At 67.7% G+C, this 19,911-nt stretch carries 25 protein-coding genes; 13 read left to right on the top strand and 12 right to left on the bottom strand.

Features of this window, described 5'->3' with window-relative positions; all coding sequences use genetic code 11:
• Positions 1-11 precede the first annotated feature (11 nt).
• Both ACZ6ZD_RS28805 and ACZ6ZD_RS28800 read left to right on the top strand, forming a co-directional pair.
• Positions 12-407 carry a RidA family protein gene (locus tag ACZ6ZD_RS28805; RefSeq protein WP_465677481.1) on the top strand — a complete coding sequence of 132 codons (396 nt, stop codon included), beginning with the start codon at positions 12-14 and terminating at the stop codon, positions 405-407.
• On the top strand, positions 343-870 hold the full coding sequence (locus tag ACZ6ZD_RS28800; RefSeq protein WP_465677048.1) for a DUF488 domain-containing protein: 528 nt from the start codon (positions 343-345) through the stop codon (positions 868-870). The genes ACZ6ZD_RS28805 and ACZ6ZD_RS28800 overlap by 65 nt, the downstream gene beginning before the upstream one ends.
• 24 nt (positions 871-894) lie before the next feature.
• On the opposite strand, the gene ACZ6ZD_RS28795 is transcribed toward ACZ6ZD_RS28800, so the two are convergent.
• From ACZ6ZD_RS28795 to ACZ6ZD_RS28780, 4 genes are all read right to left on the bottom strand, one after another.
• A complete protein-coding gene (locus tag ACZ6ZD_RS28795) occupies positions 895-1,233 on the bottom strand; it encodes a hypothetical protein (RefSeq protein WP_465677047.1) in 339 nt (112 codons plus the stop codon).
• 119 nt (positions 1,234-1,352) lie between these two features.
• On the bottom strand, positions 1,353-1,694 hold the full coding sequence (locus ACZ6ZD_RS28790) for a hypothetical protein (protein WP_465677046.1): 342 nt from the start codon (positions 1,692-1,694) through the stop codon (positions 1,353-1,355).
• A gap of 208 nt (positions 1,695-1,902) precedes the next feature.
• Positions 1,903-2,268 carry a hypothetical protein gene (locus ACZ6ZD_RS28785; protein ID WP_465677045.1) on the bottom strand — a complete coding sequence of 122 codons (366 nt, stop codon included), beginning with the start codon at positions 2,266-2,268 and terminating at the stop codon, positions 1,903-1,905.
• Positions 2,269-2,332: 64 nt separating this feature from the next.
• Positions 2,333-4,114, bottom strand: a complete 1,782-nt coding sequence (locus tag ACZ6ZD_RS28780; RefSeq protein ID WP_465677044.1) for an FAD-binding dehydrogenase — start codon at positions 4,112-4,114, stop codon at positions 2,333-2,335.
• Between the two features lie 140 nt (positions 4,115-4,254).
• Here ACZ6ZD_RS28780 and ACZ6ZD_RS28775 point away from each other — a divergent pair, with 140 nt between their 5' ends.
• On the top strand, positions 4,255-4,752 hold the full coding sequence (locus ACZ6ZD_RS28775; RefSeq protein WP_465677043.1) for a hypothetical protein: 498 nt from the start codon (positions 4,255-4,257) through the stop codon (positions 4,750-4,752).
• 4 nt (positions 4,753-4,756) lie between these two features.
• Here the strand turns inward: ACZ6ZD_RS28775 and ACZ6ZD_RS28770 are convergent, their stop codons facing one another.
• From ACZ6ZD_RS28770 to ACZ6ZD_RS28755, 4 genes are all read right to left on the bottom strand, one after another.
• Positions 4,757-5,305: a DinB family protein gene (locus ACZ6ZD_RS28770; RefSeq protein ID WP_465677042.1), complete on the bottom strand. Its 549-nt coding sequence runs from the start codon at positions 5,303-5,305 to the stop codon at positions 4,757-4,759.
• Positions 5,302-5,697 (bottom strand): NUDIX hydrolase, encoded by a 396-nt coding sequence (locus tag ACZ6ZD_RS28765; RefSeq protein ID WP_465677480.1) that lies wholly within the window; start codon positions 5,695-5,697, stop codon positions 5,302-5,304. Before ACZ6ZD_RS28765 ends, ACZ6ZD_RS28770 begins: the two co-directional genes overlap by 4 nt.
• On the bottom strand, positions 5,697-6,422 hold the full coding sequence (locus tag ACZ6ZD_RS28760; protein WP_465677041.1) for a VOC family protein: 726 nt from the start codon (positions 6,420-6,422) through the stop codon (positions 5,697-5,699). The genes ACZ6ZD_RS28765 and ACZ6ZD_RS28760 overlap by 1 nt, the downstream gene beginning before the upstream one ends.
• An 81-nt stretch (positions 6,423-6,503) precedes the next feature.
• Complete coding sequence (locus ACZ6ZD_RS28755) at positions 6,504-6,926, bottom strand: hypothetical protein (RefSeq protein ID WP_465677040.1); 423 nt, start codon at positions 6,924-6,926, stop codon at positions 6,504-6,506.
• Between the two features lie 199 nt (positions 6,927-7,125).
• Here ACZ6ZD_RS28755 and ACZ6ZD_RS28750 point away from each other — a divergent pair, with 199 nt between their 5' ends.
• Positions 7,126-7,653 carry a pyridoxamine 5'-phosphate oxidase family protein gene (locus ACZ6ZD_RS28750; RefSeq protein ID WP_465677039.1) on the top strand — a complete coding sequence of 176 codons (528 nt, stop codon included), beginning with the start codon at positions 7,126-7,128 and terminating at the stop codon, positions 7,651-7,653.
• Positions 7,654-7,733: 80 nt separating this feature from the next.
• Here ACZ6ZD_RS28750 and ACZ6ZD_RS28745 read toward each other — a convergent pair whose 3' ends face one another.
• The 3 genes from ACZ6ZD_RS28745 to ACZ6ZD_RS28735 are packed head-to-tail and all read right to left on the bottom strand — an operon-like array spanning position 7,734 to position 9,665.
• Positions 7,734-8,489: a class I SAM-dependent methyltransferase gene (locus ACZ6ZD_RS28745; RefSeq protein ID WP_465677038.1), complete on the bottom strand. Its 756-nt coding sequence runs from the start codon at positions 8,487-8,489 to the stop codon at positions 7,734-7,736.
• Positions 8,490-8,547: 58 nt separating this feature from the next.
• Complete coding sequence (locus ACZ6ZD_RS28740; RefSeq protein ID WP_465677037.1) at positions 8,548-9,126, bottom strand: DEAD/DEAH box helicase family protein; 579 nt, start codon at positions 9,124-9,126, stop codon at positions 8,548-8,550.
• A gap of 35 nt (positions 9,127-9,161) precedes the next feature.
• Positions 9,162-9,665 (bottom strand): DinB family protein, encoded by a 504-nt coding sequence (locus ACZ6ZD_RS28735; RefSeq protein WP_465677036.1) that lies wholly within the window; start codon positions 9,663-9,665, stop codon positions 9,162-9,164.
• 84 nt (positions 9,666-9,749) lie between these two features.
• Here ACZ6ZD_RS28735 and ACZ6ZD_RS28730 point away from each other — a divergent pair, with 84 nt between their 5' ends.
• The 8 genes from ACZ6ZD_RS28730 (at position 9,750) to ACZ6ZD_RS28695 (ending at position 17,453) form a co-directional block, all read left to right on the top strand.
• Positions 9,750-10,520, top strand: a complete 771-nt coding sequence (locus ACZ6ZD_RS28730; RefSeq protein ID WP_465677035.1) for a phosphotransferase enzyme family protein — start codon at positions 9,750-9,752, stop codon at positions 10,518-10,520.
• A 19-nt stretch (positions 10,521-10,539) separates the two neighbouring features.
• The gene (locus tag ACZ6ZD_RS28725; RefSeq protein ID WP_465677034.1) at positions 10,540-12,261 is read left to right on the top strand and encodes an ABC transporter transmembrane domain-containing protein; all 1,722 of its coding nucleotides are present in this window, start codon (positions 10,540-10,542) and stop codon (positions 12,259-12,261) included.
• Complete coding sequence (locus ACZ6ZD_RS28720) at positions 12,258-13,970, top strand: ABC transporter ATP-binding protein (RefSeq protein ID WP_465677033.1); 1,713 nt, start codon at positions 12,258-12,260, stop codon at positions 13,968-13,970. The genes ACZ6ZD_RS28725 and ACZ6ZD_RS28720 overlap by 4 nt, the downstream gene beginning before the upstream one ends.
• A gap of 33 nt (positions 13,971-14,003) precedes the next feature.
• Positions 14,004-15,395 (top strand): serine hydrolase domain-containing protein, encoded by a 1,392-nt coding sequence (locus tag ACZ6ZD_RS28715; protein ID WP_465677032.1) that lies wholly within the window; start codon positions 14,004-14,006, stop codon positions 15,393-15,395.
• A gap of 190 nt (positions 15,396-15,585) precedes the next feature.
• Entirely contained in the window at positions 15,586-16,074 is a 489-nt protein-coding gene (locus ACZ6ZD_RS28710) for a hypothetical protein (RefSeq protein WP_465677031.1), read from the top strand.
• 29 nt (positions 16,075-16,103) lie between these two features.
• The gene (locus ACZ6ZD_RS28705; protein WP_465677030.1) at positions 16,104-16,559 is read left to right on the top strand and encodes a hypothetical protein; all 456 of its coding nucleotides are present in this window, start codon (positions 16,104-16,106) and stop codon (positions 16,557-16,559) included.
• 31 nt (positions 16,560-16,590) lie between these two features.
• Positions 16,591-16,989, top strand: a complete 399-nt coding sequence (locus tag ACZ6ZD_RS28700; RefSeq protein ID WP_465677029.1) for a hypothetical protein — start codon at positions 16,591-16,593, stop codon at positions 16,987-16,989.
• Positions 16,990-17,027: 38 nt separating this feature from the next.
• Positions 17,028-17,453 (top strand): hypothetical protein, encoded by a 426-nt coding sequence (locus ACZ6ZD_RS28695; RefSeq protein WP_465677028.1) that lies wholly within the window; start codon positions 17,028-17,030, stop codon positions 17,451-17,453.
• Positions 17,454-17,458: 5 nt separating this feature from the next.
• Here the strand turns inward: ACZ6ZD_RS28695 and ACZ6ZD_RS28690 are convergent, their stop codons facing one another.
• The gene (locus ACZ6ZD_RS28690; RefSeq protein WP_465677027.1) at positions 17,459-19,489 is read right to left on the bottom strand and encodes an AAA family ATPase; all 2,031 of its coding nucleotides are present in this window, start codon (positions 19,487-19,489) and stop codon (positions 17,459-17,461) included.
• 113 nt (positions 19,490-19,602) lie between these two features.
• Between ACZ6ZD_RS28690 and ACZ6ZD_RS28685 the strand changes: the two genes are divergently transcribed.
• Positions 19,603-19,911 carry an NUDIX hydrolase gene (locus tag ACZ6ZD_RS28685; RefSeq protein WP_465677479.1) on the top strand — a complete coding sequence of 103 codons (309 nt, stop codon included), beginning with the start codon at positions 19,603-19,605 and terminating at the stop codon, positions 19,909-19,911.

Here is a 19,911-nt window from a genome sequence, read left to right as displayed (position 1 = left end):
CTGAAGTGGCAGTGGAACGAACGGCGATCAACCCGTGGGCATGGTCGGCCAAACTGGGATTCAACCAGGCCGAGCTGGTGTCCGGGCACACCCGAACCCTGTACGTCTCCGGCCAGACGGCCATGAACGCCGACGGCGGCGCCGAGCACGACGGCGACATGGCCGCCCAACTGGCCCTGGCACTCGACAACCTGGAGGCCGTCCTCACCGAGGCCGGTATGACGCTGGCCAACCTCGTCCGGCTCAACGTCTACACGACCGACGTCCCCCGAACCTTCCAGCACTACGGTGTCCTGGCCGCCCGGCTCGGCGCTGCCGGGGTCGCGCCGGCCACGACCATGCTTGGCGTCAGCAGCCTCGCCGTCCCCGCATTGCTGGTCGAACTCGAGGGAACAGCGGTCGCATGATGGTCACGATCGGCGTCTTCGGCTTCACCGTCGACGCCTCGTCGAGAAACTCACCCAAGCCCACGTCGGCCTGCTCCTGGACCTGCGGCAACGCCGGGGCCTCCGCGGACCGGAGTACGCCTGGGCGAACTCCGCCCGACTTCAACAAGCCCTCGCCACCGCCGGCATCGCCTACCGGCACCTCCGCGAGCTGGCGCCGACAACCGAACTACGACACCTCCAGTACCGCGAGGACGACCGCGAAGGCGTCGGCAAACGCAGTCGGGTAGCGCTAGCCCCGGCGTACCGCGAGCGCTACACCCGAGAGATCCTCGACCCGTACGACGTCGACCAGCTGCGCACCGACGTCCGCACCGCGCTGTTCTGCGTCGAGCGCGACCCAGAGGCCTGCCACCGATCACTCGTCGCCGCGCGACTGCGCACGGAGTACGACGTCCCGGTGACAGACCTCAGGCCGGACTGATCGTGAACTACTGGTCGTGGGTTGTTACCGGACTGGGAAATACGGCGAGCAGCCGCCGAAATAGTTCGTCTCGCAGATGGTCACACTGGTGATGGTGTCCTGCGTGTAGTTGAAAGCCCGCTGGCTCTTGGGCGGGATTCTCTTGGTTCGGTCTTTGGGGCCGTCCGAGAACGTCACCTCGAGCCGGATACCGCCGCGACCGCCGTTGACGACATAGACCCAACTGCCCCCGGTGCCGGGCTCGTTGTCGACCTGCAGTGTGTGCTCGCGCCAGTGAAAGAAACGGACAGGGCCGGCTGTTGCCGTCGGTGCGAATGTGACTGTGCTCAGGAGGGAGACCGCTGCAACCAGTAGGGCGCTCAAAGCCCGCATTCTCGAGGTTTTCATACCTGTCAAGACAGGCAACCACGAGGCGTAGTGACTCGTTGACCTGGTGACGGCAGCCACACGTCTCGGCGGCCCGACCGGGGGCGAGTCAGCGGCTAGCGAATCAGGATGTAATGCGAGCAGCGTCGGTTGTAAGACGTCTCGCAGATGTAGAAGCCCGTGATCGTGTCCGGACGGTAGTTGAAGGGCCGCTCGGTCATGGGCGCGATTCTGCCGGAATCGTTGAAGGAGCCGTCGGAGAAGTCGACGCTCAGCTCGATGCCGCCGCGGCCGCCGTTCTTCACATATGCCCAGCTGCCTCCACCGCCGCCGGGCTGGTTTTCGATCTGTACGGTGTGTTCGCGCCAGTAGAAGGTCTGGGCCGGGCCTGCTGTTGCCGTCGGTGCGAAAGTGATCGAGCTGATGACGGAGACTGCTGTTACCAGTAGGGCGCTCAAAGCCCGCATTCTCGAGGTTTTCATACCTGCCAAGACAGGCAACCACGAGGCGTAGTGACCCAACGACGCTGTGATGGCAGTCACGCGTTATACAGACGACCGATGCGCGCTGTCGAACGCGACCAGAGGCCTGCCACCGATCACTCGTCGCCGCACGGAGTACGACGTCCCGGTGACAGACCTCAGGCCGGACTGTTCGTGAAGCTCGTTACCGAACGTCGTAGTCCGGCGAGCAGCGGCCTTGGAACTCGTTCGTCTCGCAGATGGCCAGGCGGACGATCGTGTCCTGCGCGTAGTTGAAAGGCCGCTGGGTCTTGGGCGGGATTCGGCCGGAATCGTTCCTGCTGCCGTCCGAGAACAAGACGAGGAGCTTGATGCCGCCGCGGCCGCCGTTGATCACGTAGGACCAGCTGCCTCCACCGCCGGGCTGGTTGTCGATCTGTACGGTGTGTTCGCGCCAGTGAAAGGTCTGGATGGGGCCGGCTGACGCCGTCGGTGTGAAGGTGACAGCACAGAGGACGGAGGCTGCCGCTACCAGTAGGGCTTGTCGGGTACGCGTTCTCGAGGTCTTCATATCCAGTAGGACAGGCGGCCACGCGGCGTAGTGACCCGTTGACGCTGTGATCGCAGCCACAGGGTCACGCAGTCGCGGATGCGGCGGCGCGGCCGGTTTGGCGGCCGGTGAAGAGGCAGCCGCCGAGGAAAGTTCCTTCGAGGGCGCGGTAGCCGTGGACGCCGCCGCCGCCGAAGCCGGCTACTTCGCCGGCGGCGTACAGGCCGGGGACGGGTTGTCCGGTCGGGCCCAGGACCCGGCCGGACAGGTCGGTCTGCAGGCCGCCGAGGGTTTTGCGGGTCAGGATGTTCATCCGGATGGCGATCAGCGGGCCGGCCGCCGGGTCGAGGATCTTGTGCAAGGACGCCGTCCGGGCCAGGCTGTCGCCGCTGTAGGCGAGCGAGTTCCGGATTCCCATCACCTGACTGTCCTTGGTGAACGGGTTGTCGACCTGCTGGTCCCGGACGACGATCTGCCGGCGGAGCTGCTCGAGGTCGATCAGGCTCGCGCCGGTCAGCCGGTTCATCCCGGCGACCAGCTCGGGCAGGGTGTTCGCGATCACGAAGTCCTCGCCGCGATCCATAAATGCCTTCACCGGCGGCGGCGTACTGTTCAGCAACCGGCTGGCGAGGTAGCCGAGCAGGTCCTTGCGGGTCAGCTCCGGGTTCTGCTCCGAGCCCGACAGGACGAACTCCTTGTCGATGATCTTCTTGTTCAGCACGAACCACGAGTAGTCGTGACCGGACTTGCCGATCAGCTCCAGCGTCCCGAGCGTGTCGTAACTCGGCACGCCCGGGTTCGCGAACCGGCGTCCGGCCGCGTCGAACCACAGCGAGGACGGCGCCGCCAGCACCCGGATCCCGTGCCCGGGCCAGATCGGGCTGTGGTTCACCATCCCCTCGGTGTAGTGCCACATCCGATCCGGGTTCACGATCCGCGCGCCCGCCTGGTTGCTGATGGCAAGCATTCGCCCGTCGACATGCGCCGGTACGCCGGTGATCAGCCGGGCCGGCGGCGTCCCGAGGCGGGCCGGCCAGTTCGCGCGGACCAGGTCCGGATTGCCGCCGATACCGCCCGAGGTGACGATCACGACCGGCGCGTTCAGCTCGAACTCACCGACCTTCACCCGCGAGCTCGGCGTACCGCGCGCCGCACTGCTCGCCTCCAGCACACTGCCCTGGACGCCGGTGATCGCACCGTTCGTCGTGACCAGCCCATCGACCTGATGCCGGAACCGCAACGTCACCTTCCCCTCGGACGCCGCCTTCCGGACGAGCTTCTCGAACGGCTCCATCACGCCCGGCCCCGTGCCCAGCGTCAGGTGGAAGCGCGGAACCGAGTTACCGGGACCGTCCGCGAGCTGGCCGCCGCGCTCGGCCCAGCCGACGATCGGCACCCAGGTCAGCCCGAGGCTCGCCAGCCACGACCGCTTCTCACCGGCCGCGAACTGCAGATACGCCTCGGCCCAGCGGCTGGCCCAGTAGTCCTGGCCGAGCGGATCGTCCACGCCGCGGTCGAACCCGGCCGTGTTGAACCAGTCGTTCCGCGCGAGGTCGAGCGAGTCCTTGATCCCGGCCAGCCGTTGCTCGGGGGAGTTGACGAAGAAGAGCCCGCCGAGCGACCAGAACGCCTGCCCGCCCAGCCCCGTCGCCGGCTCCTGATCAAGCAGCAGCACCCGCCGCCCAGCCGCAACCAACTCGGACGTCGCCACAAGCCCCGCCAACCCGGCGCCGACCACGATCGCATCGGCGTCCGCCCGCGCCCCAGCAGCCGCCGGCCGGACGCCAAGCGCCGTCCCAGCCGCAACCCCGGCGCTGACCGCGAGCACGCGGCGGCGGGTGACGTGATTCTCCTGCGGATCCGTCATCAGTCAGCTCCCTCAGAAAGATGTACTACCGTTCAGTAAGGGTAGGGGTGTAGTCAGTCGACTACCAGAGGTGAGTCCGAGAGTCCGAGTTCAAGCAACAACTGGCGGGACGCCGAGCAGTACGCCGGGTGCGCCGGCAGATGAACCGGCAGCAGTTCACGCACTACGTGTTCAGCGACGGCCGGGGAGCCACGCCGAACCGGGTCGACACCTACCTCGCCGTCAAAGAAGTAACCACCCCGGACGCCGACTATCCGAACGTCCGGCGCTTCGATTCGGTGACCCCAGGACATACCTGGTACCTGCGCCGCCAGGACCCTGACGACCTCGACGCCGCAGCCAGCACCCGCACGATCACCCTCTTCGTCACCGCCGACCGGACGCCGATGCTGCGCTGCGGCCCCGACATCGCACCGGCCTCCCGAGCGGCCTGGACGGCGATGGCGCAGTCCGTCCTCGAACCACTCGCAGACCGCCGCCGGCGCGTCACCGCCGGCGCCCGCGAAGGGACCCTCAACCTGCTGTGGGAGCTCTTGTCCTCACCGGCCGGAATCTTCTGCCTGCTCGTCTTCCTCTCCGCCTTCCTGCTCCTGGGCGGCCTGCTCGTCTCCGAGGTGATCGGGTCGGCGGGGGAGTAGGGGTTTAGTCTCTGCGTCGATAGAGGTCGCGCAGCAGGCAGATCTCGCCGCCGTGGTGAAAGACCTCACCGGTCGTGTAGAGCACCAGCCGCGCGATCGGGGCGTCCGCGAACTCGGGCGGAACCGTCCGCCCTTGAGGTTCGGCGAGGCCCGCGTCACCCAGACGCCGTACGCCGTCGATCCAGTCCGCGTGCGTTTCGTCGAGCTGACCAAGTGCCTGCTTCGCCGTCCCGGCGTACTCGAAGGTCGCGACTCCCGCGGGCGGCCCACCGAAGTGTGTCCCGTTCATCTCAGCGAACCCGACGATCAGGTGCGCCAACCGCCAGGCGATCGTCGTCACCGGCTCCGGTTCCTGCGTCGTTCCGTAGTCCCAGGTGTAGTCACCCGACCCGAGCGACATCGGCGCCGAGCTCGTGCCGCGCCGGCTGACCGTCCAGCAGTCGGCTACCGGCTGCCAGAAGTACTCGTCGTCAGTGAGCCCGTCCAGCCGCGGCCGCAGGCGTTCGTGCCAATGCGTTTCGAGCTGGCCAGCCAACTCGTCGGTCCAGTTCATGAGCGTGCGGCGTCCAGGAGATTGGGGAGGCTTGTTGGGTGCGCGAGGTTCAGGGTGCTGAGTTCAGTTGGTTGGAACCAGCGCAGGGTGTCGTGCTCGTGTGGTGCGGTGTTGGTTGGTTCGCCGTCCCAGCGGGTCACGAGGAAGGCGTGGACGTCGAGGGCCGGGTCGCTGGTGGTCATGGCGAACGGGACGGGCTCGTGGATGCGGACGCCGAGCTCCTCGAGGCACTCACGGACGACGGCCTCGCGCGCCAACTCGCCGGCGTCGATGTGCCCGCCGACGAGATCCCAGCAGTCCGGGTACCAGCGACGCGCCGGGTGGCGGTGCGCCAGCAGTACGCGGCCGTTGCGTTTCAGCAGTGCGACGGCGATCGCCGTCCAGGGGAGCATCACGCGGGGGAGAGGAGGCAGAACTCGTTGCCCTCGGGGTCGGCGAGGACTCGCCAGGAGATGCCGTCGACGTCGAGAGCCGTGGCTCCGAGGGCCTGCAGACGGGCTGCTTCGGTGTCGACCTCGCCGTCCGGGTACGGGCGGACGTCGAGATGCACTCGGTTCCAAACAGTCTTCGGCTCGGGCGTACGCAGGAACTGCAGGTACGGGCCGACACTCTTGGACGAGCGCAGGACGGCCTTGTCGTCGGTCACCTTGAGCAGCGTCCAGTCCGTCGCCTGGCTCCAGAAACTCGCCATCACGTGCGGATCCGCGCAGTCGACCACGACGCTGGCGATCGGCCCGGTCTCGTCGTACAACGAGTCCAGCACACAGAACTCGTTACCCTCCGGATCAGCCATCACCACCCACGACACCTCACCCTGACCCACATCAGCCAGCGTCGCGCCAAGCTCCTGCAACCGCTTGACCAGCTCGACCTGATGATCCGTCGACCTGGCCGCCAGATCGACGTGCACGCGATTCTTCACCGTCTTGGGCTCCACCGAGCTCACAAGATCCAGCACAACAGCCGCCGGATCCGGATACACCGAACCCGCCGGCTCCAGATTCGTCACCCCAGGACCTTCACTGGAAACCGCCCACCCCAGCGCCGCCGCCCAGAAACCCCCGAGCACAACGTCGTCCCGAGCCTTCATATTGATCTGCACCAGCCGCGTCCCCATACGCACGATCCTAAGCTCAGCCCCTCGCACCCGCCCTCCAGATCTGGCAGGTAGGCCGAGGGGACGAGGACCTAGGTTGCGTTACTTGACGATGATGTCAGGGACGTTGCCGGCGACATCGAAGGTCCACCGGTCCCGGAGCTGGTTGTAGGCGGGATACTCGGCCAGGCCTCGTGACACGAACGCGGTCTGCTTGCCGTCCGCCGTCTCGTAGTACCCGATGAACTCGACGTTGGGCTCGCCGTTGTTGATCAGCTGCAGCCCGGTCCCGAGGCCGCCGACCAGGACGCGGGTCACGGTGCTCCCGATGAACTGCAGAACGCTGTAGCCAGTGATCTTGTTGGAGACGATCACCTGCTTGAGGTAGTAATACGACCGGCCCTGCGGGGTGTACGTGGAGGACGCGGCGGCCGGAGTCGGGGCCGCCGGCGCGGCCGAGGCGGTGGCGGGGACCAGCACGGTGGCCGTGAGCACGAGGGCCAGCACGGCGAGAAGTTTCTTCATGGGGCGGAACTCCTGACGGATCCGGAATCTGACCGGTCTCACAGTTCGCGCGACTCCGGCTCATCCAACAGGTCATTCAGCATCCGACTTCTGTTCAGCCGGTCAACTCAGCCCCTCTCAAGCCTCCTCCCAGAAGCGCCGATAAGCGACATTATGTCAACTGGAGTCCACGTAGTGCTGCGGCTGAGAGAATCACGCCATGCCGCCACTCACGAATCCGTGGCTCGCCGGCCCTGTGCCGACAGCGTCGCTCCCCCGTGCCGAACTCGAGGAGCGGATCCTGAATCTGCTTTCCTCGCAGAACATGGCCGTCGTCGCCACGGTCAACGCAGACGGGTCACCTGCGGCCACACCGGTGCGCTACTTCAGCCTCGGACTCGAGATCTTCTACACCAGCTGGAACGCCTCGGTGAAGTCGCGGAATCTGCTCCGTGATCCGCGGGTGTCGGCCGGCATCTTCGCTCCTCTCGTCGGTCAAGCCAGCAGCCGCGGAGCACAACTCTTCGGCACGGCTCGAACCTTGGAGCGCAACGACCCCGACGCCCCCGAGTATTGGGAGGCAGTCCGGTGGCAGTCAGACCACGTCGAGCGCGGGCGTTCGATCGACGAACCGCCAACCGACCCCATCACCATCATCGCGCCGGAACGGATCTTGTACACCGAGCACTGGCTGCGCCGATCAGGCTACGCGCCACGCCAGACCTGGCGAGCCGAGCGCTCTCACTGACTCGCAGCGTGCGCCAGACCCGGTCGACCTACAGACGCCGGAATACACACGACCGTGATACGCAGACTGTGTGGTAGCGGCTAGATCCGCCTCGCTACCACCCTGTAGTTCTCGGCCTCGAGGTCGAAGGTGTTCACTTCCGTATGGAGTCCGGCCTGGTGTAGCTCGGCTTCGAGTTGGTCGTGGCGGTAGGGCCAGCAGGACAGAACTTCCGAGCGGACGTGGACTGGTCCGGTTGCATCGACTTGGGCTATCGCGATTTCGATTCGGTGTTCTTCGTCCCAGGTCGGCGCGATCTCCCAGCGGTAGACCACGACGGCGTCGCGGCCGTTTCGGCGGACGAGTCGGTTGCCGATGTCCAGCCGGGAGCCTCTGGATCGCACGAGTTCCCAGGTGCGGGAGGTGAGCACCAGATGGCCGCCAGGGCGCAGGAGTCGTGACATCGACTCCAGGGCTACTCCCCTGGCTGTCGTGCCCGCGGCGTGGTGAAGTGAGTTGCCAACGCAGAACACCATGCCGAACGTGCCGTCCTCGAAATGGTCGGGCAGTTCGTCCCAGCTCGCCTGTTCGGTTCGGATCGATGTCCCGAGCGCCTCGGACAGCTCTGCAGTCCGTCGAACCATCGCTTCGCTGGCGTCAGTTGCGACAACCTCTATGCCACGCCCGGCGAGCCCAACCGCCAATTGTCCGGTTCCGCACGATGCGTCGAGGACGCGTGCGTTCGGCGGCAGGAGGCTGAGGACGTCGTCGAACGACGCGGCGAATTCGGCCGGCGGCAACTTCGCATCCGAGATCAGCCATTCGTACACCTCGGCAAGCTCATCGTATTCCGTCACGACTATTACCTCCAGGTATATGCCGCGATCCCGATCTGCTTCTCCCCCGCGACTGAAATCAACCGAGCCAGTCGAGCGCGGTCTGGGCGACCGTGGCTGCGGGCTGATCTCGAGTGTCAATGCGAAGATGGCTGTGTCGGGCGAAGAAGTCGTCCGCGGGCGTCGGCGTACAGGCGGCCGGATCAGTATTCAGTTGGTATGTCTCCATTTGCCGGACGTTTTGATCCGACCATTCGATATTTCGTTTGCTCGGTTTCGCGGCCAGCCTGGACTCGCCCCGATTGCGGGCCAGGCGGGTGTCGACGTCGGCGGCCAGCTCGAGTAGGCAGGTTTCCCCACCGGCATCTTCGTACGGCGTGACCAGCTGCTCGACGTAGGCGGTGTCCGCCGGGTCGCGGAAATCCCAGACGAATGTGAAGATCAGATCGAGCTCACTACGCGCTGACTCTTCGATCACGCGGCGGCGGAATTCGAGGTTCAAGACGTTGAATGGCGCGGTTCCGTAGTCGAATACCTCGATGAGCGGCTCGATCGTGTGGTGATTGTGAAACAGTCTGAAATCGCTCCGGGCGGCGATCTCCCGGCCGACCGTCATCTTTCCGACGGCCGGTGGTCCTACGATCAGCAGCAGCTTCATAATCGTCAACGGTTTCGATGTTCGAACACGAGGTTTTACCGCAGGTTGTAGAGGTCGCGGAGTAGGGCGATTTCGGCGCCGTGGTGGATTAGTTCGCGGTTTTGGTGGAGGACCATGCTGGCTACGGTCCAGCCTTCGGTGGGGGTTGGTTGGGCCAGGGCTTCGTCGCTCAGGTTGGTGATGCCTTCGACCCAGGCGCGGACGAAGGTGTCCAGTTGGTCGAGGGATTCTTTGGCGGTGGCGGGGGGTGGGGTTGCGTCTTGCCAGTCGATGGCTGGGCCGCCGATGAGGACTTGTTGGAGCTCGAAGAGGACGTTGAGGTGGGCGAGGCGCCAGGCGATGGTTGTCACGGGCGCGGGTTCTGGGGGTGGGACGGCGAAGTCCGCGCGGAGGATGCCGGTGGCATCGGGGCGGATCGACCAGGCGCCCGGGCCCGGTTCCCAGAGGTACTCGTCGTCGCTCATCCCCGCGAATCGCGGCCGGAACTGCCGGTTCCAGTGGACGTCGACCTGCTGCGCAATCTCATGGCTCCAGTTCATCGCCCCAACCCTTGCCAATCCCCCGGCCCGACCACAACCCATTTTCACTTGCGTTTCACAGTCGATTCGCCGAGCGTCGGGCTCATGACCGACGACTCGGCCGAGCAGGCCAACCGTGCGGCGCGTCCGATCCGTTTCGCCGGCGACCGGGTGATACGGCCGGCGAGTTCGGCGACCGTCCACGACTTCCTTCGTTTCATCCGCGGCCGAGGACTGCGCTCCGTCCCGGAACCGGTTGCCTTGGGCCCCGATGTCGAGACCCTCGGTTTCCTGCCCGGCGCGAGCGGCGGCGACGCCTGGTACCACCAGCACACGGACGCCGGGCTCGCGTCCGCCGCGCGGCTCCTGCGCCGCCTGCACGACGCGAGCCAGGGCTGGACGCCGCCCGCGGACGCCGTCTGGACCGCACCGCCGATCGCGGGCGACGACCTCGTCTACTGTCACGGCGACCCGAGCCCGTGGAACTTCGTCTGGCACGACAACACCGCCGTCGGCCTGATCGATTGGGACTACCTGCACCCCGGTCCGCGGATCGACGACGTCGCGTACGCGTTGCAGTGGTTCGTCCCGATGCGGTCCGACGAGCACGCGCTCAACTGGCACCACTTCCCCACCGTCCCCGATCGCCGCCGCCGGATCGCGACCTTCCTCGACGCGTACGGCGACCTGCCGGCGTTCGATGTTGTCGACGCGGTGATCGATCGCATGTCTGCGACCTGCGACCTCGTCCAGCAACTCGCGGACGCCGGGCAAGAGCCGCAACGCACGTGGGTCCGGGACGGCGTCCTCGAGCGTGATCGCGCCGAGATCGACTGGGTCCGGCGCAACCGGGCGCACCTCTCCCCCGGCGACTGAGGGCTGAGAGGATCTGGGCATGGTGCGCGCGTGGCTCGATCGCATGGCGGATGGGTGGGCGCCGCCGTCCAAGGACGACCTGCGCGGGGCCTATCGGTACCTGTGGTGGTTGACGCGGTCGCAGGGACGGCGGGTCGCGGCGGGGGCGACGCTCGGGACCGTGTGGATGGTGGGGCTAACGGTGCCGCCGTGGGTGTTGTCGCGGGCGGTGGACGACGGCCTGGTCGGGGATGACTCAGGAGCGCTGGTCCGGTGGGCACTCGTGCTGCTCGGAGTGACGGTGCTGAACGCACTCGTGGGCATCAGCCGGCACCGCACGATGACCAAGATCCGGATGGACGCGTCGTACCGCTCGATCCGGACGACGGTCTGGCACACGTCGCGATTGGGGGCGTCGCTCACGCGCAGGGTGAGTGCCGGCGAGGTGGTGACGGTCGGCATCAGCGACGTCCACGTCGTCGCGCAGGCGCTGACCGTCACCGGCCCAGGTGTCGGGGCAGTGGTTGCGTACGCCGTCGTCGCGGTCGTGCTGTTCACGATCTCGCCGTTGCTGGCGGCCGTAGTCCTGGCAGGTGTGCCGCTGCTGGTGCTGGCCGTCGGTCCGTTCCTCCAGCGCATCGAGCGCACCGGCAGCGACTACCGCGCCCAGCAGTCCCGGCTCACCACCCGGTTGATCGACGTCCTGGCCGGTTTGCGCGTCCTGAACGGGCTCGGCGGGAAGGGGTTCGTCGCCGACCGGTACGAAGAGCAGTCGCAACGACTCGTCCGCCGGGGCTATCGCGTCGCCGGTCCGGCCAGCTGGGTCGGCGCCCTGTCGACGGGGCTGCCGGCGCTGTTCTTGGCCGCGGTGGTCTGGCTGTCGGCGCGGATGGCGGCCACGGGCGCGATCTCGATCGGCGAGGTGGTCGCGGTCTACGGGTACGTCGCCGTCCTGGTCATCCCGGTCGCCAGCTTCATCGAGAGCGGCAGCGACCTCGCCCGCGCCCGAGTCGCCGGTCAACGCATCATCGACTTGCTCAACCTGCCGGCGGTCAGCGAAGCGGGCGAGCCGCTCCCCCACGGCAACGGCCCGCTAATCGACCCGTTTTCCGGCGCCGTCGTCCGCCCCGGGCTGCTCACCGCGCTCGTCAGCGCGCGGCCCGCCGACGCGGCGACGGTCATCGAACGTCTGGGCCGGCTGACCGAGACCGAAGCGACCTGGCAGGGTGTCCGACTGGACAGCGTCGCCCGCGGTGAGCTCCGGAGCAGGTTGGTTGTCGCCGACAACGATGCCGAGGTGTTCGCCGGCACTGTGCGCGAGGTCGTCTCGGGACGCCGTGATCCGGACGACGCCCGGCTCCGGGCCGCCCTGCACGCCGCGGTCGCCGAGGACATCGTCGACGCCCGGCCCGGTGGACTCGATGCGAGGATCGCCGCTGGTGGTAGCGATTTGTCCGGCGGTCAGCGGCAGCGGATCCGGCTCGCGCGGGCCGTCTACGCCGAACCCGACATCCTGCTCGCGATCGACCCGACCTCCGCCGTCGACGCGAACACCGAGGCGACCATGATCGATCGCGTCCGCACCGCGCGCCAGGCGATGACCACGCTGATCGCGACGACGTCACCGCTCGTCCTCGATCGTGCCGACGAGGTCGTCGTCCTCGTCGATGGGAAGGCGGCGCTGGTCGGTACGCATCAGGACCTGCTCGATCGTGACGCCTACTATCGCGAGCTGGTCTCGCGCGTTCAGGCGGACCGATGAGCAGCCAGCTGCCGATCGCGAGCCGGACCGCGGTCCGGACGACGGCGCTTCGCGACTTGGCCGCCGATCGCCGTGCCGTGATCGGGCTCGTCGTGGTCAACGCCCTCGCGGCCGCGGCCGGGCTCGCTGCGCCCTGGCTGCTCGGCCGCATCATCGACACGATCCGGGCCGACTCTGGTGATGTGTTGAGTGCGGTGGACAAGTTGGCGTTGGGTGCGCTGCTGTTCACCGTCGTCCAGACCGGTTTGTCGTGGTGGGCGCTGAAGATCGGCTACCGGTTCGGTGAGCGGACGGCGGCGCGCGTGCGGGAGCGGTTCCTGCAGCGGACGCTGGCGTTGCCGCCGCGGGTGGCCGACCATCTGCCTGCCGGTGATCTGATTGCCCGTGGCAACACGGACACGTCGCTGGTCGCGAGCACGCTTCGCTCCGCTGTTCCAGAGGTGCTCGTCGCACTCGTCCACGCACTGTTCTTAGTGGTCGCAGTCCTGATCTTGGATCTGCGGCTCGGGCTGTGCGGGCTGGTCTGTCTGCTCGGCGTCGCCGCGGCGATCCGCTGGTACCTACGAAGGGCGCGTCCCGCGTATCTGGCGGTCGCGGCGACCGGCGCTGACCTCGCGGACGTCGTCGCGAGCACGGCCAAGGGCGCTCGGACGATCGAGGTCCTCGGCTTGGAGGGACGCCGCAGCGAGCTCACCGAAGCCGCGATCGGGAGCTCGCGCCGGGCGCGGATCGACGCGCTGTGGCTGCGGACCATCCTGTTCCCGTGGTCGGAGATCGCTCTCGCGCTGCCGGTCGTCGGCGTCCTGCTGATCGGCGGCGCGCTCTACGCCAACGACTTGGTCAGCCTCGGCGCGGTCGTCACCGCGACGGTGTATCTGCGTCAGCTCATCGGGCCGCTCGACACGTTGATGCTCTGGATCGAGCAGCTGCAAGGCGCCGGCGCTTCCTACGCTCGTGTCGAGGGCTTGGCCGACATCCCGGCCGACGAGCGGGCGGACGCGCGGACCGATGGCGACCGGATCCGGGTCGACAACGCGCACTTCAGTTACACCGGTGAGCGCGACGTGCTGCGCGGTATCGACCTGGTCGTGCAGCCGGGTGAGCGGCTGGCGATTGTCGGTACGTCGGGCGCCGGTAAGTCGACGCTGGCCCGGCTGCTCGCGGGTCTCGACCGTCCGCAGACTGGGGCGGTGACAATCGGAGGCGCGCCAGTCGCGGACCTGCCACCGGATGAGCTACGTGAACACGTCGTACTGGTCACCCAGGATCAGCACGTCTTCCACGACACACTCCGCGCGAACCTGCTGATCGCTAAGCCGTCGGCGACCGACGAGGACCTGTACGCCGCACTGCGCGCGGTCGGCGCCGACTGGGCCCAGGACGAGCTGGACACCGAGGCGGAGCTGGACGACGCCAGTGCGCAGCAGCTGTCGCTGGCACGCGTCGTCCTGGCCGACCCACACACGCTGATCCTGGACGAGGCAACGGCACTGCTCGATCCCCGGACAGCGCGGCAGACCGAGCAATCGCTGGCCGCCGTACTGCGCGGCCGAACGGTGATCGCGATCGCGCACCGGCTGCAGACAGCTCATGACGCGGACCGGATCGCAGTGATGGAGGCGGGGCAGTTGGTCGAGCTCGGCACCCACGCCGAGCTGGTCGCCGCGGACGGCGTCTACGGGCGGCTCTGGCGGACTTGGCACGGCTGAAAACCAGTTGCTCGCGATTGTTAGGTTCCCTGCATGTCTGAGCTGCTGCCCCGGATGACGCCGGCCGAGTCGGGAATCTCGTCGCGGGCGATCCTCACCTTGCTGGATCAGCTCGCGGAGCAGTCCGTCGAGTGCCACTCGTTGATGATCGTGCACCGCGGGCATGTCGTGGCCGAGGGCTGGTGGACGCCGTACAGCGCCGATCGGCCGCATCTGCTCTACTCGCTGACCAAGTCGTTCACGTCGATCGCGGTCGGGCTCACGATCGAGGACGGGTTGCTGTCGCTGGACGACCGGATCGTCGACGTCCTGCCTGATCACGTACCGGACGACGTCTCCGAGCAGGGACGGCGGCTCACAGTTCATCACCTGTTGTCGATGACGGTCGGGTATCCCGAGGACACTCTGTTGCCGGCGTGGGAGCTGGAGCCGCAGGACCTGGTGAAGGGCTTCCTGCGACTGCCGTTCGCCGCCGACGCGGGGCATGTCTACGACAACACGACCACCTTCATCCTCGCCAGGATGGTCGAGCGGGTCACCGGCCGGAGCCTGCCAGAGCTCTTGGACGAGCGTCTGTTCGGCCCGATGGGGATCGATCACGCCGACTGGGATCACGTGGGCGGCGGGCTCGTGTTCGGTTTCCATGGTCTGCATCTGCGGACCGAGGCGATCGCGGCGTTCGGTGAGTTGCTGCTGCGCGGCGGCCGGTGGGGTGAGCGGCAGCTCGTCCCGCGGGCGTGGATCGAGCTGGCGACCCGCAAACACGCCGACACCGTCCCGCTGCCGAACTGGGCGGTGAATCCTGACTTCATCTGCGGCTACGGCTATCAGATCTGGCGGTCCCGGCAGGGGTTCATGGGCAGCGGCTCCTGGGGACAGACCTGCGCCGTCGTCCCGGAGCACGAGCTGGTGATCGCGATGACCGCGACGCTCGTCCCGGAGACCGTCGTCCCCGGCCTGTTCTGGGACAACCTGCTCGACACGTCACCCACTCCCGAGGACGACGCCCTCCTGGCCGCCCGCCTCCGTGAGCTCTCCCTGCCCGCGCCGTCCGGGACGCCGGGGCGCGCGCTCATGTCCACGATCGACGCCTCCCCCGCAGAGTCGGCCCTTCCCGACGGGACGCCGATCGTCCTGGACCCGACCGACGACGGCTGGCGGCTGAGCATCGGCGCGTTCTCGGTCGACGTCGGCCACTCCGGCTGGCGCGAAAGCGCCGCCTTCGGCCGCCCGATCGTCGCGCGCGGCGCCTGGGAGGGCGACACCTTCACCGCCGACCTCCACCTCATCACCTCCCCGCACCGAGTCCAGGTCACCCTCACCCCCGACACCGCCCACGCGACCTGGAACGTCGTCCCTCTCACCACCGCGGACCTCGAGCGCCACCTGCACCACCCGCTCACCACCCGCCCCACCTACGGCTGACTGGTATTGCTCCGTTGAACTGAGTATTGGTCACGCTCAATTAGCCGCGAATCACCAGTCGTACTGCTCAAAGTGGACAGTAATGGACACTGATGGACAGCGGACTGGTCTGGTGACGCGGGTGGTATGCCGATGAGGATCGGGTCATGACCTCGACAATCCGTTGAGGCCCAAGCACTGGGAGTGACCCGTGAACGTACTTCGCAGGAGTGTCGCGGCCGCCGTCCTCGCCGGCGCCGTGTTCGTGCCCACCTGGGCCGCCGGGACCGCCACCGCAGCGCCGTCCGCAACCACCGGAATCCAGGCGGTGCAGGCCGGCAACGTGGACGTGATCTCCGGCTCGCTCGACATCGCCAAGAAGGTCCTGACGATCGCGTTCGACCAGGCCAAGATCAAGGACAACCGGTCCGGCGTCGTGCGCGGGCTGCGGGAGGCCGCCTGGTTCGAGACCGGCGAGCGCCGCAACGTGCTGGTGATCAAGGCTGATCACAACTTCACCCACCAGGTCCATGGGGTCGTCTCCGACGCCGTTTACAAGTACAAGAACTACCCCGACTTCCGGGTGATCGTCTTCGACTCCGGCACCGTGACGAACCGGGGCGACGGCGGCTACATCAACTGGGCCTATCGCGGCTGGTTCACCGAGAACGGCAAGACCGTCACCTTCCGGCGCCCCTGAGCAGCGACGTCGAGGACCAGGAGATCGAGATGAAGAGACGTACTGTGCTGACCAGCCTCGCCGTCGCGTTCGCTGCCGCCGTACCGCTGACCGGGCAGGCCGCCGCAGCGCCGGCCAGTGAGGGGCCGCTGCCGGTGGTCAGCGTGCACAAGGCCGACGGCATCAACGGGGTCGTGGTGGCCAACGCCATCATCGCGGTGCGCGAGGAGAACCGCGCGATTTTCACCCAGAAGGCCGTGGACAAGGCCTTCGAGAGCGACGGCGGTAACTACAACGTCGTGCTGATGAACCTGTCGCAGAACTACAAGGACCGGCTGAACAACGTCCGGCTCTACGCGACCATCCGCCACGGGCGGGTCACCTACGGCCTGTGGATCGCCGAGCACGGCACGTTCCAGAACCAGGGCGACGGCGGCTACATCAACTGGGCCTACCGCGGCTGGCACACCCGGGACGGGAACACCGTCCACTTCCGCCGCCCGTGAGCGCCACCGATTCCGAAGGCAGGACCGTGACATGAACAAACTCCGTCGTACCGCCACCATCACCGCGGTCGCCGCGGCCATGGCCACCGGCGCCGTCGTCGGCGCCACCCCGGCGACCGCCGCCTGGGACTCCTGCGACCTGCGCGTGAAGGTCGAGGAACTCAAGCGCTGGGACGCCAACAACGAGTTCAACATCATCGTCTGGAAGGGCAAGGTCTTCGAGTCCGCGCGGCTGCACGGCGTCGTCCTCAACGACCACCACACGACGAGGGCCTGCGGCTCGCAAACCACCGAAGAGGACACCTACCACTGGGTCGTGTTCAAGTCCGGTGAGTTCACCCGCAAGGGGGACGGCGGCTTCCGCAACTGGTCCTACTCCGGGAACTGGGAGCGCAAGGGCGACAAGCACGTCATCTTCCGCAATCGCTGACCGAACACCTTTCCGAGCGCATCGAAAGAGGTAAATCAATGACCGTCAAGAAGGCGAGCAGCCGGCTCGCGCGCTGCCTGGGCGTGGCCGCCGCGGCCGGTGGACTACTGACCGCCGGAGCGACCTCGGCCGCCGCGGACGACAGCGTCGTCCTCGATCCCTGTGATCTGAGCAAGACCGTTCGCCACCTGCAGAACTACGGCGACGACCTGTCGAAGAACATCATCGTCTACAACACCGCGCGCCAGCAGCACGCCCACTTCGAGGGGATCGTCAAGGAGGACACGATCAAGGCCTGGGGCTGCAACGTCCAAATCGGGTCGCCGTCCCACTACCGGTACGTCGTGTTCTCCGGGAAGGGCGAGTTCGTACGCAAGGGCGACGGCGGCTTCCGGAACTGGTCGTTCGCCGGTAAGTACCACCGGCCCGACAACGGTCCGAAGGTCACCTTCTTCGCCCGCTGATCGGCTCAGCGGCTGAGCCAGAGCTGTTCGCAGACCTCGGCCAGCGCGACCCGGAGGTAGCGGCGGTAGGTGCCGAACGGCATCCCGACCCTCGCCGCCGCTGCCTCCTGCGAGACGGACCGCTCCAAGAAGGTTGCCTGGAGCACCCGATGGTGCCGGACCCGGCGCGGGTTCTCGTCGAGCCGGGCAACCGCCGCCGTGACCGCCGTCCGGACGGCCTGCTCGTTGCCGTGGAGCCGCACCAGCGGGTTCACGGCAACGGCGTCGTCGTCCAGCCAGTCGCGGAGCAGCTGCTTGACGGCCTCGTCGTGCTCGTCGCGGGACATCGCGAGCGCGTCGGCCTGCTTCGGGCGGTAGTAGATGTGCGGCGCGCCGGTCGGTGACCAGAGCGTCGGGATCGACCGTTCGAGGTGCTGCGACAGGGAGAGCTTGCGCCGGTCGTTGAGGAACAGCACCCATGGCGCGCCCCGCGGGCCCGTGAGCTCGCCGGCCGGGAAGTAGTCGAACGACGCGAGGTCGCCCTCGAAGGCGGCCGGGCTGGGGAACGTGAGGAAGTTCGCGACGAGGCCTTCGTGGTAGCGGAACAGCTGGGTCGCGACGCGGACGCCGTGCAAGTGCGAGGTGCGCGAGTACGAACCGCTCGTCGGCTCCGGGACGCTGAATCGCGCGAAGCCGACCGACTGGCCGGGCTGCAGACCGCCGATCTCCGCGACGTAGGTCATGATCTCGGCCACGAACGGGTCGGCCGCGGTCTCTTCGGCGTTCACCTCCTCGAGCCGGAGCCAGGTCAGGAACGAGATCGGGCGCAGGTCGTCCGCGGCACAGTAGACGTGGAAGGCGTCCGGCCGGCGATCCAGCCAGTACGCCACCAATCCGGCGTACGCCTCGCCCTGGTCGTCGCGAGCCAGCCGCAGGACGTCGTCCCGCAGCTCGGCGGCGTACTCGCGCTCGAAGATGCCGCCGGATCTGAGCGCCTCCGCGACCTCCGCGCCGGCTTCATGGCTGTATCGCGTGAGGTAGAGGAGCTCGGCGACGGCGATCCCGACGGCGTCGCCGGTCTGCGCCTGGGCCCGCTCCCCCAGGCGCAGCCAGAGCCGCGCGTGCAGGTCGGCGTACGTCGCGGGGTCGCGCCAGGCGAAGTCGGCGTCCAGGACCTCGCGTACCAGCTCGTGCGGCAACAGGCCGTGCGGGCCGCGCTCGACCCAGGGCAGGTCCTCGAGCCATTCGAAGGCGGCCACGGCGGCGGTTTCGTCGAGGCCGGTCCGCAGCAGGTCGAGGGTGGTGTGCCGGACGTGACTGCAGACGCGGAGGGCGAACTCGTGTGACGCGGACGGCACCTGGTCGACCAGCTGCGCGAGCAGGGCCTTGATGACGTCGAGGCTCGGCTTCCACCGGTCCTCGTCGAGGGACGCGCCGTCGGTCACAGCCTGGGCGGCCAGGGACAGCGCGAGCGGACTGCCGGCCGAGAATCTGGTCAGCGCGTCGCGCAGGCGCTCGGGGATCTGCCAGTTCTCCAGCAGGGTGGTCGCGTCGGCGGGCGACAGCGGTTCGAGCGGCAGCAGCCGGACGAGACCGCGAAGGCCCGGCTCGATCGTCCACTGCGACTCGGGCCGGTTCCGGCCGGCCAGGACGACGACCGCGTCCTCCGGCAGCTTCGGCAGGAACTCCTCGCGCACCCAGCCCTCGAGCGCCTGGCAATGTTCGAAGGCATCCACCAGGATCACGGGCCGGTCGGCGCTGTGAGCCGCGGCCGCCGCGCGTTCGAAGGCCGCGCTCGACGTCTCGACGTCCTGGCCGTCGATCAGGATGACTTGGCGAACGGCCTTCTCGGCGTGGTCCGCGAACTGGCGCAGCAGCGCGGACTTCCCGATCCCGCCCGGCCCGTGCACGAGCAGCACCCGCGGAGCGTCGGCGTACTCGCTCATCGCCGCGACGAAGACCTGCCGCTGCTCCGCGCGCCCGACGAACTCCCGCAGCCGAAGCTGCCGCATCCGGTCGGCCATCGACCGACGCTGACCCAACGGCGGACGGCTCACGACGTCATGCTAACCACGCGTGACAAGACGGTTGCGGCACACCAGCCGCCACGTTCACGAAACCGCGACGCGACTGAGATCGGCCTGTATCGCGCGGAAACTGTCGGCGGCCCCTGGCGATCTCCTCCCATGCCAAGGACGGCGAGACGCCTGAGGAGACCGCCATCCGGGAGCTCGAGGAGGAGACGACGCTGACCGCGACCATCGACCGGCTCCTCTGGAACGGCACGCACAACAGCCGTCCCGCCCACTACTACCTGGTTACCAACGTCCAAGGCACCCCACGCCTGTCCGGTCCCGAAGCCGCCGCCGACCACCCCGACAACAGCTTCGAACTCCACTGGTCCACGCCCGAAGCCCTCCACACCCACGCCATCTACCCCGCCGACATCCAGTCCCGCCTGACCCACCTCCTCCCGTGA

It is taken from the genome of Kribbella sp. NPDC104218 (genome assembly GCF_055584105.1).
Note: the sequence above shows the minus strand (reverse complement) of the source record. Positions and strands in the feature narration are given on the sequence as shown.

Excerpts from the sequence above, each read along its gene's own strand:
- ACZ6ZD_RS28785 (WP_465677045.1), bottom strand. The coding sequence starts at position 2,268 with ATGAAGACCTCGAGAACGCGTACCCGACAAGCCCTACTGGTAGCGGCA.
- ACZ6ZD_RS28780 (WP_465677044.1), bottom strand. The coding sequence starts at position 4,114 with ATGACGGATCCGCAGGAGAATCACGTCACCCGCCGCCGCGTGCTCGCG.
- ACZ6ZD_RS28775 (WP_465677043.1), top strand. The coding sequence starts at position 4,255 with ATGAACCGGCAGCAGTTCACGCACTACGTGTTCAGCGACGGCCGGGGA.
- ACZ6ZD_RS28770 (WP_465677042.1), bottom strand. The coding sequence starts at position 5,305 with ATGAACTGGACCGACGAGTTGGCTGGCCAGCTCGAAACGCATTGGCAC.
- ACZ6ZD_RS28765 (WP_465677480.1), bottom strand. The coding sequence starts at position 5,697 with ATGCTCCCCTGGACGGCGATCGCCGTCGCACTGCTGAAACGCAACGGC.
- ACZ6ZD_RS28760 (WP_465677041.1), bottom strand. The coding sequence starts at position 6,422 with ATGGGGACGCGGCTGGTGCAGATCAATATGAAGGCTCGGGACGACGTT.
- ACZ6ZD_RS28755 (WP_465677040.1), bottom strand. The coding sequence starts at position 6,926 with ATGAAGAAACTTCTCGCCGTGCTGGCCCTCGTGCTCACGGCCACCGTG.
- ACZ6ZD_RS28750 (WP_465677039.1), top strand. The coding sequence starts at position 7,126 with ATGCCGCCACTCACGAATCCGTGGCTCGCCGGCCCTGTGCCGACAGCG.
- ACZ6ZD_RS28740 (WP_465677037.1), bottom strand. The coding sequence starts at position 9,126 with ATGAAGCTGCTGCTGATCGTAGGACCACCGGCCGTCGGAAAGATGACG.
- ACZ6ZD_RS28735 (WP_465677036.1), bottom strand. The coding sequence starts at position 9,665 with ATGAACTGGAGCCATGAGATTGCGCAGCAGGTCGACGTCCACTGGAAC.
- ACZ6ZD_RS28730 (WP_465677035.1), top strand. The coding sequence starts at position 9,750 with ATGACCGACGACTCGGCCGAGCAGGCCAACCGTGCGGCGCGTCCGATC.
- ACZ6ZD_RS28725 (WP_465677034.1), top strand. The coding sequence starts at position 10,540 with ATGGTGCGCGCGTGGCTCGATCGCATGGCGGATGGGTGGGCGCCGCCG.
- ACZ6ZD_RS28720 (WP_465677033.1), top strand. The coding sequence starts at position 12,258 with ATGAGCAGCCAGCTGCCGATCGCGAGCCGGACCGCGGTCCGGACGACG.
- ACZ6ZD_RS28715 (WP_465677032.1), top strand. The coding sequence starts at position 14,004 with ATGTCTGAGCTGCTGCCCCGGATGACGCCGGCCGAGTCGGGAATCTCG.
- ACZ6ZD_RS28705 (WP_465677030.1), top strand. The coding sequence starts at position 16,104 with ATGAAGAGACGTACTGTGCTGACCAGCCTCGCCGTCGCGTTCGCTGCC.
- ACZ6ZD_RS28700 (WP_465677029.1), top strand. The coding sequence starts at position 16,591 with ATGAACAAACTCCGTCGTACCGCCACCATCACCGCGGTCGCCGCGGCC.
- ACZ6ZD_RS28695 (WP_465677028.1), top strand. The coding sequence starts at position 17,028 with ATGACCGTCAAGAAGGCGAGCAGCCGGCTCGCGCGCTGCCTGGGCGTG.